Here is a 12,243-nt window from a genome sequence, read left to right on the forward strand (position 1 = left end):
CCGCGTCGTCGGCGGCCGCACGGCACCAACCGCGCAACTCCCTCAAGCGCCTTCTGTAGCCGCAGCTCCGCCAACGAAGAATCACAGGTGGACCGCGCTGTACAGAACGTCCAGACTCACGCCGCCTGAGCACGGGCTCGAGCACGGCGACTGTCAGGCAATTACCGTATCAATACAACCAGGTTTCGATATTAGCGTTTCGGCTTTGGTCGAGCACACAAAGCCTGAGCGTTGAGTACGCTACCGCCAAATCGAGGCCCGCCTTCACATTCGACATACTGCTTTCCGGTAGGGTCTATTTTCACATACGTGTTCATGTATGAACTACTGGCACCGCGGCCACCTTGGATCGTACAAATTGGTGCGATGAGAGTATATCCTTCGCGACATTCCGCTCGAACTCTCGGCTTTGCTTCGTCGATCTCTTGAGGCTGAACAGAAAGCTCGAGGCTGGTCAGAACATCGGCGGCTTGCGACTGCCGCGCTTTCGCGAGTTCGTCTTGGAGGGCGCGGAAACGCGTATCGACTTCCTTTGCAGTGACGTAGTCAAAAACCTGCGTCACGGGCAAAGACGCTCCGATCGTACCCTTGTCAGTGACGATGCTTATCGAACTCGCCGCATAGCGCAGTTCGCCATCTGGCTTGTCTGATTTAATCGCAGCCCTTGTACAAAGAACCGCGAAGTTCGTCGTGACCTTCTTAACGAAATCCGTCGTCAGTTTGAGCCCTTTTTCCGGTTGCTGCTTGTCATCAGTCGGGCTCTCGTTGAGGATGCAAGAAATGTTTGCCGACGCCTGAAAGCCCATAATGCTCAGCTTGTCGTTCGCGGTAAGCTTGAAGTTGAACTGGATCGAATCATCGGAAGGCGTGATCTGGATGTTGACGTTGGAGTTCCGGACTTGCTCGCATTCATTGAACAGTCGAAGCGCGTCTGTGACGACGCTGTCACGCTCGCTAATCGTCAGGCTTCCGCTTCGCCGCTCCTCATTATGCTTCTTGCAGAAGTTCGAGAATGCCTGGCGCGTATCAGCGTAGTTGCCGGTGAACTTCACCGGTATCTGTTTGATCACGAGATCAGCGCTCGTATCGATTTTCTTCTCGCGTAGAGAGCCATCCGCCGCGCAATATTCGTCGTAGATCGACAGCATCATGCTTTGTTGATTGTAGTCGGAAGATCGATTCCGTGTGGCGGTCTGATAGATCACTTGGCAACTGCTTTGGGCGGCAACCGGCGAAGGATCAGCGATGGCTGTAGCTGCTGCCGCGATGAGAATCCATGCGCTTTTCTTGACCATATTGCTCTCCCTTCCTAGCGTTGAGATCAATCGCGCAGCGGTTTACCCGGTGCATCGAGGTTGGGCTATTTGCGAGAGTGCGCTACCTCGGATTACACCGGGCTTCATTGACGGATCGTTCGCATCCAATCGAGCAGGCTTTGCTCGTCTTCCCGTCTCGCGAGGTGCACGAAACTCCAGCGCCCGGATCGCTGGCGGTGGCGCAGCGGCAGGAGGTCTGGTCTGACTGGCATGCACTGGTCGAGCAAGAACAGTACATGGTGCCGTTGCCCGAAGAGCAACGGCTCGCTGCCAGCGCGGCGCCTGTGATGCTAAGGAACGCAGCAACAACAATCACAAACGGGAGGTATCGCATCGGTGTCCTGCCCGATAAGGTAGCAGCACAAATATATGCATGGAGAATGCGCGAGTCTATGCAGAAGTACGCAAGAATCCGTCACTGAGCAAACGACAGAGGTCGCGGCGTCGCCCAGCGGTCGACTATGGAGCGCCAAGCCAGATCCGGCGCGCTCTGTCGGTCGTCGGCCGCGCCGGATGGTTTCGCAAATGATGTGAGCAGCACACTGGCCGCTCTTACGCCTCGACGTCAACCACTGGGCTGGCACAAGTCGTCTCGACCAGTTACGACTGCGGGGGGGGGGGCGGTACAGCTTGTTGCCTATCCACGAATCGCGGTCCAACGCCGCAACTGCCGAGTGATTGCGCCTCGCAACCAACTTGAGATGCCCGAGATGGCAGAGTCGGATCGTTCGTCAGGCTCTCAAACCACCGTCCTCCCGCCCCCCAGCGGCGTCGACAGCAGCTGCGCCAGCACCCGCAGCCCCCGCCGCAGCTCGTCGCGGCCCTTGGCGTTGCCCAGGCACAGGCGCACGGCGTGCGGCGCCTCGACGCGGCCGCCCACGAAGGCGTCGGCCGGCGTCACCCGCACGCCCTGCTGCTCGGCCTCGGCCGCGAAGTCGCGCGCCCGCCACGGCTCGGGCAGCTTCAGCCAGCCGTGGAAGCAATCCACCGGCAGGGTGAACTCCGGCTTGGCCGACGCCGCCGTCGCCGCGCCGCCGCCGTCGGCGGCGCGCAGGGCGGCCTCGGCGGCGTCGATCAGCGTGCGGCGCGCGCGGGCGACGTCGATCTTGGCGGCGGGGTCGACGCCGGGCCGGTCGACCGCGAGGTCGAGCATGCGCAGCGCCTCCTGCGTGGTGGCGTCGTAGCCGGTCTCGCGCGCGCGGGTCGGCGGCAGCACGTGGTCGGGCCCGGTGCGCACCGCCACGCCGGCGTCGCGGAAGATCTGCGCCGCCAGCTCGAAGCGCTTGCGCGCCTCCACCCGCTTACGCCGCAGCACCTCCTCGAGCGTGCCGTCGTCGATCCAGCGCGCCGCGACCTCGGCGGCCAGCGGCGCCGCGGTCCACGACGCCGCCGCCATCGCCGCGGCCAGCCGGCCGATCAGCTTCGGCGGCGCGTGCAGGAACCCGATGCGCAGGCCGGGCGCGCCGGCCTTGCTCAGCCCCGCGAGATGGATGACGTGGTCCGGCGCGAAGGCGGCGATCGGCAGCGGCGCGTCGGTCGGGAAGTAGCCGTAGATGTCGTCCTCGATCACCGGCAGGTCGTAGGCGGCGGCGATGCGCGCCAGCTCGCGCCGCCGCTGCTCGCCGATGGTGCGGCCGGTGGGGTTGTGCTGCACCGGCACGAGGTAGAGCGCCCGCGCGTCGCCGGCGCGGCAGGCCGCGTCGAACGCGCCGGGCATCGGGCCGTCGGAATCGCAGCGCAGCGGCTTGAGCCGCAGCCGCATCAGGCGGGCCAGCGACACGATGCCGGGATAGGTGAGGTCCTCGACCAGGATCGCGTCGCCCGGGGCGGCCAGCGCCGCCAAGGTCACCATCAACGCGTGCTGCGTGCCGGCGGCGATCAGCACGCGCTCGGGATCGACCGGGCCGCTCGACGGGACGGCGCCCTTGGTGCGCGTCGTCGGGTCGGGCAGCTTGTAGCGCCGCGCCAGCAGCCGGGCGCCGGCCTCGCGGTGGCGCGCTAGCCCGTTGCGGCCGTTGAACTCCAGCAGGCTGGCGATGTCCTTCGACGTCGAGATGTCGGCCAGCGTCTTGCGCAGCAGCTCGTCGGCGCCGACATCGGCCGTCCAGTTCATCGCCAGATCGACGATGCGCGCCGGCGCCGCGCCGAGATCGGCGCGCGGATCGCCGGTCGGATTCTCCAGCGACTTGCGCACGACCGGATCGGGCCACGGCAGCGCCGGCGGCCGCACGAAGGTGCCGCGGCCGACCTCGCCATGCACCAGCCCGCGGCGCTCGGCCTCGGCGTAGGCGCGCGTGATCGTGCCGATCGTGCACTGGAGCGTCCACGCCAGATCGCGGTGGGTCGGCAGCTTGGTGTGCGGCTCGAGCTTGCCCGAGGCGATGTCGGCGGCGAGCTGGTTGCAGATGGTCACGTACAGCGGCGTCGCCGCGCCGGGGTCGAGCGTCGGCCGCCACGCCGGCCGCTTGCGCCGCGCCGGGCTGACCACGACCACCGGCGCCGGCGTCGCGTCGGGCGGGCGGCCACCCGAGCGGGCGGTCGGGAGCGACGGGTCGGCCGAGCGGGCGCCCGGACGGGCCGTCGCGAGGGACGGTTCGGGTGCGCGGCCACCCGCCCGGGCCGTCGGGAGCGACGGATCGGGTGAGCGGCCACCCGTCCGGGCCGTCGGAAGGGACGGGTCGGGTGAGCGGCCACCCGAACGGGCCGCCGGGAGGGACGGATCGGCTGAGCGGCCACCCGTCCGGGCCGCCGCGAGGGACGGATCGGCGGAGCGCCCACCCGGCCGTGCCGTCGGGAGGACGGGTCGGACGGGCGGGCGCCCGCACGGGCCGCCGACGCAGGAACCGTGCCGGACGCGGGCCGGCGCAGGGCTGGACTTATTGTCATGGTGACAATCCGATCCCGAAAGACACGCGATTACAGGGTATTGAGCGCGGGCGCACAATCCCATATCCGGCGATATGGTGACAATCCGGAATCCGGGCCGACGACAATCGAATTGTCATCATGACAGAGCGGGAATGTCTCCATACATTGGGCGCCGGGTCCCGCCCAAATCCGTCCAAAACGCGTCCAAACGCGTCACATCCGGGAGCGATTCATGACCGCCGCGCGCCACTTCGAGGACTTCGCGGAGGGCGATTCGTTCCGCTCGCCGTCGCTCACCATCACCGAATCCGCCATCGTCGACTTCGCGCTGACCTGGGATCCGCAGCCCTTCCACATCGACGCCGAATACGCGCGCGAGCGGGGAAACTACGGCGGCCTCATCGCGTCGGGCCTGCACACCATGGCCGCGACCTTGCGCCTGTGGCTGGCCGACGGCGTGTTCGCGGCCTGCAACATCGGCTCGCCCGGCCTCGACAACGTGCGCTTCCCGCGGCCGGTGCGGCCCGGCGACACGCTCACCGTGACGACCGAGATCCTGTCGCTGCGCGCGTCGGAATCGAAGCCCGACCGCGGCATCGCGCGCATCCGCCACACCACGCGCCAGCAGGCCGGCGCCGTGGTGATGACGATGGAGGCGACGGTGTTCCTGCGCCGGCGTCCGAGCGATATAGTGTCGGTGTGACAGCGATCGGATCGATTCGCGACGGCGCGCGGCGCGCGTGGTAGAATCCGCGTCGCGCGATGAAGAGGTCGCGCGCCGGGGAGTCGGGATGGCGTCCAGCGTCAGCGTGATGGTCGTGCCGCGCGAGCGCTTCTCGGCGCAGCCGCGCACGCTTCAGCGCGTCGCCGCGACCGTGCCCGCGGGTGTCGAGGTCGTCGTGGTCGACGCCGGCTCGCCGCCCGCCATCGCCGCGTGGACGCGCGCCTTCTGCGCGGCGCGCGGCTGGACGCTGATCCGGAGCGACGCGCCGCTGATGCCCAACGCCGCCCGCAACCTCGCGCTGGAGCGCCTCGGCGGCGAGCTGATCGTCACCATCGACAACGACGCGACGCCCGACGACGGCTGGATAGAGGCGCTGGTGGAGTGCGCCGAGGCCACCGGCGCGGCGATGGTCGGCCCGCTGACCCTGATCGGCCGGCGCGCGGACGGAGTGATCCACATGGCCGGCGGCGCCTGCCGCGTCGAGAACCGTTGCGGCGCAAGGTTTCTTTTCGAATCGCACCATCTCATCACGCGCACGCTGGCGGACGCCAAAGGCGAACTGGCGCGCGCCCGCACCGAGCACATCGACCTGCATGCCGCGCTGGTCCGGCGCGATTTCGTCGCCGGCGGATTCGACGAGGGCTATCTCGTCACCGGCGAGCACATCGACCTGTGCCTGCGCGCCGGCGAGCGCGGCGCCGCCGTGTTCCACGAGCCGCGCGCCGTCGTCACCTACGGCGGCAACGCGCCGATGACGTGGCGCGACCTGCGCCTCTTCGCGCTGCGCTGGAACGACGACTGGACCATGCGCAGCCTGCTGCATCTGCAGCGCCGCTGGGCGCTGGCGGCCGACGATCCCTACCTCGTCGCGCACGCCGCGTGGTGCGCGCGCAACCGCCGCGAGGGGTCGCTGTGGTGGCGCGAGGCGCTGGCGCGCGGCTTCGCCCGCCGCGGCCGCGACATCGATGCCGACGACGTCGACGTCATGCTCCAGCGCCGCGCGCTCGACGCGTGGCACGCCGCTACGACGACGTCGACGACGCCGCCACCGCATGTCGCGACGGCGCGTGCGCGAGCGGCCGCGCCGTCGCTCGCGCCTGCGCAGCGCACGCCGCGCCGCGCCGGAGCGCGCGCGCGATGACGTCGCTTCGCGTCGCCGGAGCCCGCGCGATGCCGTCGGGTCGCCGCGCCAGAGCCCGCGGGATGACGCCGTTACTTGGCGCCGGAGCGCGCGCGATGACGTCGGTCCGTGGCACTGGAGCCCGCGCGATGTTCTCAGGTCGCCGCGCCGGAACCCATGCGATGTTCTCAAGTCGCGGCGCCGGAGGGCGCGCGCGATGACGTCGCTTCGTTGCGTCGGGGCGCGCGCGGCGGCCGCGGGTCGTCGCGCCGGAACCCGCGCGTGACGGGCGCGGCGCCGGCCGCGCGGCCGTTGGTGACAGCGCTGATCAACACATACAACTACGGCCGCTTCCTGCCGCTGGCGATCGACAGCGTGCTGGCGCAGACCTATCCCGACATCGAGATCGTGGTGGTCGACGACGGATCGACCGACGACACGCCGGAGGTGCTCGCGCGCTACGGCGACAGGCTGCGCGCGATCCGCACCGAGAACGGCGGCCAGGCGCACGCCTTCAACACCGGCTTCGCCGCCGCCGGGGGCGAGCTGCTGATGCTGCTCGACGCCGACGACCTTTGGTTGCCGACCAAGGTCGAGCGCATGGTCGCGCTGGCGGCGGCGCGGCCGGAGGCGGCGCTGCTCTACCACCAGTTCGTCAACGTCGAGGCCAACGGCGCGTCGCAGGAGCTGCCGCTGCCCGGCGCGCTGATCGACGGCGATTTCAGCGCCGCCTTCCGGCGCTACGCCGGCTCCTACGAGCACACCGTGACGTCGACGATGGTGCTGCGGCGCGCGCACGCGCTGCGCCTGGCGCCGCTGCCGACCTATCCGCACCGCGAGGGCGCCGACTCGGTGGTGGCCGATTGCTCGCTGCTGCTCGGCCCGGTCGCCTCGATCCCCGAGGTGCTGGCGCAGCGCCGCCTGCACGGCTCGAACTGGTACGCCGCCGGCCGCGAAGGCCCGGAACGGTCGCGCGCGGTCTACGCCGCCGACGCGCGGCGCGTGGAGTGGCGCTTCCTCAGCGTGCGGCGGATCCTCGAGCGGCTCGGCCGCGGATTCGATGTGCGGCTCGAGGACAACGACTGGTGGCTGCTCAACCGCTACGCCGTCGGCGACGCCACCGAGCTCGCGATGATGCGCGTGTATCTGCGCCGCCGCGACTGGCCGCTCTCCAAGCGCGTGGGCGCGATCCGCGGCGCGCGGGCGTTGCGCGCGCGTCTGGCGGCGGAGTAGGGGGCGTCGCCACGTTCGCGGTTGGCGGCTGCGCGGGGCGCGCCGTGGTCCGGCGCGGGCCCGCCGTCATCCCGAGCGCGGCGAGGGTGTGGAGTCGCATTCGACGCGCAACAGTTTTTCGATGAAGGCCTCGGCTGGCGACCTGAAGCCTAGGCATTGGCGTGGCGGGGATGACGGCGCGGCCGCGCCGGCCGCGCGCCGCCGGCTACCTCGCCGCCATCGCCAGGCGCGCCACCTCGGCGACGACGGCGTCGGCGGCGTCGACCGGCGGCGCCAGCGCGACGCGTTCGGCGTGGTGGCGGGCGGCGACGTAGCGGGCGCCGTCGCCGGCGATGCCGCGGAAGGTCTCGACCAGTTGCTCGACCGGCGCGCCGGGTCCTTCGACCACGCCGCAGCCCAGCGCCACCAGGGTCTCGCCGACCAGGCGCTGACCGGAACGCCACGGCAGCACGAGCTGCGGTAGCCCGCCGATCAGCGCGCGCGCGGCGATGGCGCCGACGCCGTGGTGCAGGACGGCGCCGGTGCCGGGCAGGGCGGCGAGCCACGACGCGACGTCGCCGTGCGCGCGCAGCCCGGGCGTCGCGGCGAGGAAGCGGTCCATCGTCGCCGAGCCGCCGGCGACGAAGGCGTCGATCCGGATGTCGCCCAGGCCGCACAGCGCCACCACGACGTTGTCGATCTCCGGGCAGCGCGCGTCGAGCGCCGCCGCCAGCGCGCCGCGCACCGGCGGAAACGCCGCCGCCGGCGCGGCGCCGATGGTCGACGAGGGCAGGCCGCCGCGCAGCGCCAGATAGGGATCGAGCTGCGCCGGTCCGTGCACGACCACGGCGCAGCGGCCGAGGATGTCGTCGAGCGCCGCCAGCTTCGCGCCGCCGATCGCGTCGAGCGCGGCGTTGGCGTTGGCCAGCATGTCGGCGATGGACGCCACCGGCGGCAGGTCGGGCGACAACCGCACGCGCGTCGCCACCTCCACAGGCGGCAGCGTGAAGCGGTCGCCGACGGCCATGGTCGGGCGCCGCGCGGCGGCGGCGAGCCACAGCACCGGCGCGTCGAGCCCGACCACCACGTCCGGCGCCGCGAGATCGAGCAGCGCGGCCCATGACCGCGCCAGCGCGATGAGGCGCGGGGCCGATTCGTAGCCGGCGAGCGCCATGAGATCGCCCAGCCCGCCGACCACGGCGGCGCGGGCGCGCGCGCTGGCGGCGTAGAGCACCGATGGCGCCGGCAGGATCGGCGTGGCGATGGCGCCGCCGGCGAGCTGCGCCAGCCCGGCGGGATCGGCGGCGGCGTACGTGACGGCGTGGCCGGCGGCCTCGAGCCGCGCGCCGAGGACGACGGCGTCGATCAGGGCGCCGGCCGGCGCCTCCGCCTCGCATCCGATCAGCACTCTCGCCATGGCGCGTTCCGCTCGATCGTCGGTGGTCCGGCACTGCCCCCTTAAACGACAACGGCGCGGAGGTCATCCGCGCCGTGTCGATGGACGTCCGCGCCGCCGCTACGACGGCGGAGCCGAGGTGGTCGTGCTCTGGCCCTGCTTGCGGTACTGCGGGGTCGGGCGCGCGACGATGTTGTCGGGATCGTCCTCGCGGTGGCGACGGATGAGCGTCTTGTTCGGCTCCGGCGCGCCGAAGTAGAAGCGCACGCCGGCCAGCGCGAAGGCCTGCTTGTTGGACCGACGCCGCCGTCGGCGAACAGCGACAGGCCGGGAAGGGCCTGGAAGCCGGGCCGGTACTCCGCGCCGAAGCGGCCGATGACCGAGCCGGCCTCGACGCCGAGACCGGCGCGCAGCATCAGGTCGTCCATCGGGTAGGCCTTGAGGTCGATGCCGCCGACGAAGCCGCTCTTGGTCCGCAGCTTGGTGCCGCGCTCGCCCCACTGGTAGCCCGCGAAGATGCCGGCCGTGATCTTGTTGAGGTAGAGCTCGCCCTGGCCGCCGACGCGGAATAGGTCGGTCTTGTCGATGCGCCGCCACTGGCCGGCGGCGCCGACCAGGCCGACGCTGGGGTCGCGCCAGAACAGATGGCCGCCGGTGCCGACCGCGAACTCGCCGTCGATGATGCCGACGCCGACGTCGCCCTGGACGCCGAAGCTGTGGCCGATCGGCGCGGCGACCGAGCCCGCCGCGAAGCCGGCGAAGCCGTCGAGACCCTTGTTCTCGGACTGCATGTAGCCGCCGCTGAGCTCGACCTTGCCGTTGAGGCCGGAGACGGCCGGACCGGAGGCGGACTGCGCGGTGGCCGCGCCGGCCGCCGTGCCGACGCCGATCGCGGCCGCGACCGCCGTCAGCCAGCGGCGCACGTTGCGGCGCGACGAGCCGACGAGGCGCGCGGCGCGCTCGTCGACCGGGATGAGCTCGCGTCCCGGCAGATCGGTGACGGCGCGCACGACGATCGGCGGACGGTTGAAGGCGGGGCTGCCGGAGGCGATCGCGGCGGCCTCGACGGCGCGCTCGCACGCCTCTTGGAGCCGCTTGCCGGTCGCGACCAGCGCGTCGGTGTCCTCGTTGGTCGGCATGACGACGAACAGAATGCGGGCGGCCGGATCGAGGAACACGCCGCGGACCAGCTTGCCGTGGTCGCGCCGGAGGGTGGCGGCGGCGTCGACCAGCGCGCGGGCGCGGCCGATCGAGGCGGTCGGATCGTAGACGATCGAGTCGTGGGCGAAGAGGGCGGCCAGGCGCTCCAGCGAGCGCGGCGCGGCGAGGTCGCGGACGCCATGCTCACGCACGACGACACGGCCCTTGAGGCCGGCGGCGCGCAGGGCGGCCTCGGCGTCGGCCTTCAGCCGGGGCGTGGGGGCGCCGTCCTTGACGTGCAACGTGACGCGACCGGCGTCCGCGCCGCAGAGGAACACCGGCGCGATGGCTGAACGGAAGAATCCGTCCAAGGCCGCGTTCAGCGGGGAAATTTGTGTCGTCATCGGGTGCCTCTACCTCAAGCCCAAGTGTGCGACAGTTAGTTTGCAATCAAGCCCTAGCGATTTCAAGCAAATACAGGGGCTTATAACCACGCATTGCCGCTTGACTTGCTCAGCGCCATGCCCAGACGGGCTGGTCGAAATGGTCGACCCGGGTGGCCCTGTCCTCCAGCGCGACCTCGCGGAACTGGTAGAGCACCGCCGCCGTGGGGGCGTTGATCTCGGTGTTCATGATCGGCATCGGCAGGCGGATCACCGGACGGTCGCTCTCCGGGATCGCGAAGATCTCCGGTGATTCGGGCCGGCGCAGCTCGCGCAGCGGAATCCGGAACAGCTTGTCGACCTCGGCCGGGTTCGGCGTCACCGCCACGTCGCGCGGCGTCCAGACCACCACCGGCGAGATCAGGTAGCCTGAGCGCGTCGCGTACTCGTCCAGGTGCCCGAGGATCGCCTCCGGCCCGACCGAGACGCCCAGCTCCTCCTCGAGTTCGCGCAGGGCCGTCTCCTCGACGGTCTCGCCCGGATCGACCCGCCCGCCGGGCAGGGCGAGCTGGCCTGAATGGGCGCGCAGCTTGGGCGCCCGCCGGGTCAGCAGGAACACCGCGTCGTCGGGGTCGCCGTAGATGTCCGGAGGCTCGTCCCGGGCGGCGACGCAGATCGCCACCGCCGCCCTTTTCAGGCCGTGGCCGTCGTCGCGGACCTGCCGGTCGAAGCCGGCGAGGCGGTGGCGGATGAGAAGCTGGAGATCGTCGTCGAAGCGCATGCCGCAGTGTAGGCGTCGGCGGCCGGCGGTGTCGATGGCGCGGTTGCACAGCCGATATTCAAAGGGTATCGTTCATTTGAAATACACGCTATGGGAGAATTCGGATGCGTGGTTTACGGGCGGCCGCGTTGTCGGCGCTGACCGTGGTCGTCGCGGGGTGCGCGACCTACAAGGTCGTGGGCCGGTTCGACGACCAGGCGGAGGTCTTCATCGGCAACGTGGCGCACAACGCCATCCTCGGCACCGCCGAGCTGGACGCGGTCGCCAAGGTGTCGGGCACGCGTTGCACCGGCAGCTCCGTCGTCGACCACCTCCACGCGCTGGTCCAGCCCGGTTGCGAGGGCCAACGCGGCACCGCCCGGCTGCAATGCACCGACGGGCGCGTCGTCCAGGCGAAATGGCGGGCGATGAGCTGCACGACCGGTTACGGCGTCGGAATCGACGACCGCGGCTCGACGTTCCGTTTCGTGTTCGGCCTCGACGAGGTCGAGGCCGAGGCGGCGCTGCGGCGCATGGCGCAGGAGGCGGCCGTCCTGCCGCCCCCGCCCAAGCCCGGCGCGACCGGCGCGATGGCGCGGCCGATCCGCGGCATGGGCACGGGCTTCGCGGTCTCGGCGCAGGGCCACGTGCTGACCAACGAGCACGTGGTGCGGGACGGCCGCGCGGTGTTCGTGCGCTTCGAGGGCGATCCGACCGAATACGAGGCGACGATCGTGGCGCGCTCGCGCGAGCGCGACCTGGCGCTGCTGTCGGTCGCCGCCGCGACCCGGCCGCTGGCGTTCGCCTCCAGCGCCGGCCTCAAGCGTGGCGAGGACGTGTTCACGCTCGGCTACCCCAGCCCGACGCTGCAGGGCCAGGCGCAGAAGGCGACGTTCGGGCGCATCAACGCGCTCAGCGGCCTGCGCGACGATCCGGCCGAGCTGCAGACAGACGTGCCGGTGCAGCCCGGCAGCTCCGGCGGACCGCTGCTCAACCGCCGCGGCGCGGTGGTCGGCGTGGTCGCGTCGTCGCTGGCCCGCACCGCCGGCGCCGCCGCGCCGCAGAACGTCAACTACGCGATCAAATCGGACGTCGTGCTCGACTTCCTGCGGCCGCATCTGGCGCCGGCGACGGGCGAGGGCGCGCCGCGCCCGTTCGAGCGCCTGGTGTCCGACGCCGAACGCTCCGTCGCGCACATCGTGGTGCGCTGACGGCCGAGGCGCGCTGCGTCCAGGTCGTCTTTCCCGACACAGGCAGCGCGGCGTCGAGGTCCTTCGCCGCGCTCAGGACGACATGAAGGCGGCATCGGGCGGGGCCGTCGACG

The 12,243-nt window shown here is 70.9% G+C and carries 9 protein-coding genes; 4 read left to right on the top strand and 5 right to left on the bottom strand.

Annotation, left to right across the window (positions count from 1 at the left end):
* Positions 1-191: 191 nt before the first annotated feature.
* Both IPK81_21595 and IPK81_21600 read right to left on the bottom strand, forming a co-directional pair.
* A complete protein-coding gene (locus IPK81_21595; GenBank protein ID QQS12081.1) occupies positions 192-1,295 on the bottom strand; it encodes a hypothetical protein in 1,104 nt (367 codons plus the stop codon).
* A 760-nt stretch (positions 1,296-2,055) separates the two neighbouring features.
* The gene (locus IPK81_21600) at positions 2,056-3,810 is read right to left on the bottom strand and encodes a PLP-dependent aminotransferase family protein (protein QQS12082.1); all 1,755 of its coding nucleotides are present in this window, start codon (positions 3,808-3,810) and stop codon (positions 2,056-2,058) included.
* Between the two features lie 606 nt (positions 3,811-4,416).
* Here IPK81_21600 and IPK81_21605 point away from each other — a divergent pair.
* From IPK81_21605 to IPK81_21615, 3 genes are all read left to right on the top strand, one after another.
* Positions 4,417-4,887 carry a MaoC family dehydratase gene (locus IPK81_21605; protein QQS12083.1) on the top strand — a complete coding sequence of 157 codons (471 nt, stop codon included), beginning with the start codon at positions 4,417-4,419 and terminating at the stop codon, positions 4,885-4,887.
* A gap of 88 nt (positions 4,888-4,975) precedes the next feature.
* Positions 4,976-6,049 (top strand): glycosyltransferase, encoded by a 1,074-nt coding sequence (locus IPK81_21610; GenBank protein ID QQS12084.1) that lies wholly within the window; start codon positions 4,976-4,978, stop codon positions 6,047-6,049.
* Positions 6,050-6,310: 261 nt separating this feature from the next.
* Entirely contained in the window at positions 6,311-7,261 is a 951-nt protein-coding gene (locus IPK81_21615; protein QQS12085.1) for a glycosyltransferase family 2 protein, read from the top strand.
* Positions 7,262-7,466: 205 nt separating this feature from the next.
* Here IPK81_21615 and IPK81_21620 read toward each other — a convergent pair whose 3' ends face one another.
* The 3 genes from IPK81_21620 to IPK81_21630 form a co-directional block, all read right to left on the bottom strand.
* Positions 7,467-8,657, bottom strand: coding sequence for a hypothetical protein (locus tag IPK81_21620; GenBank protein ID QQS12086.1), 1,191 nt, complete (start codon positions 8,655-8,657; stop codon positions 7,467-7,469).
* 41 nt (positions 8,658-8,698) lie between these two features.
* Positions 8,699-10,180 carry a hypothetical protein gene (locus IPK81_21625; GenBank protein QQS12087.1) on the bottom strand — a complete coding sequence of 494 codons (1,482 nt, stop codon included), beginning with the start codon at positions 10,178-10,180 and terminating at the stop codon, positions 8,699-8,701.
* A gap of 109 nt (positions 10,181-10,289) precedes the next feature.
* On the bottom strand, positions 10,290-10,940 hold the full coding sequence (locus tag IPK81_21630; protein QQS12088.1) for a CoA pyrophosphatase: 651 nt from the start codon (positions 10,938-10,940) through the stop codon (positions 10,290-10,292).
* Between the two features lie 104 nt (positions 10,941-11,044).
* On the opposite strand from IPK81_21630, the gene IPK81_21635 reads away from it, so the two are divergent.
* Positions 11,045-12,130: a trypsin-like peptidase domain-containing protein gene (locus IPK81_21635; protein QQS12089.1), complete on the top strand. Its 1,086-nt coding sequence runs from the start codon at positions 11,045-11,047 to the stop codon at positions 12,128-12,130.
* Positions 12,131-12,243: the final 113 nt, after the last annotated feature.

The organism is Rhodospirillales bacterium, assembly GCA_016699855.1.
Classification (GTDB): domain Bacteria; phylum Pseudomonadota; class Alphaproteobacteria; order Reyranellales; family Reyranellaceae.

What these genes read in the sequence shown, in the direction of transcription:
- IPK81_21620 (QQS12086.1), bottom strand. Translation starts at nt 8,657, where the DNA reads ATGGCGAGAGTGCTGATCGGATGCGAGGCGGAGGCGCCGGCCGGCGCC.
- IPK81_21605 (QQS12083.1), top strand. Translation starts at nt 4,417, where the DNA reads ATGACCGCCGCGCGCCACTTCGAGGACTTCGCGGAGGGCGATTCGTTC.
- IPK81_21595 (QQS12081.1), bottom strand. Translation starts at nt 1,295, where the DNA reads ATGGTCAAGAAAAGCGCATGGATTCTCATCGCGGCAGCAGCTACAGCC.
- IPK81_21630 (QQS12088.1), bottom strand. Translation starts at nt 10,940, where the DNA reads ATGCGCTTCGACGACGATCTCCAGCTTCTCATCCGCCACCGCCTCGCC.
- IPK81_21610 (QQS12084.1), top strand. Translation starts at nt 4,976, where the DNA reads ATGGCGTCCAGCGTCAGCGTGATGGTCGTGCCGCGCGAGCGCTTCTCG.
- IPK81_21635 (QQS12089.1), top strand. Translation starts at nt 11,045, where the DNA reads ATGCGTGGTTTACGGGCGGCCGCGTTGTCGGCGCTGACCGTGGTCGTC.
- IPK81_21625 (QQS12087.1), bottom strand. Translation starts at nt 10,180, where the DNA reads ATGACGACACAAATTTCCCCGCTGAACGCGGCCTTGGACGGATTCTTC.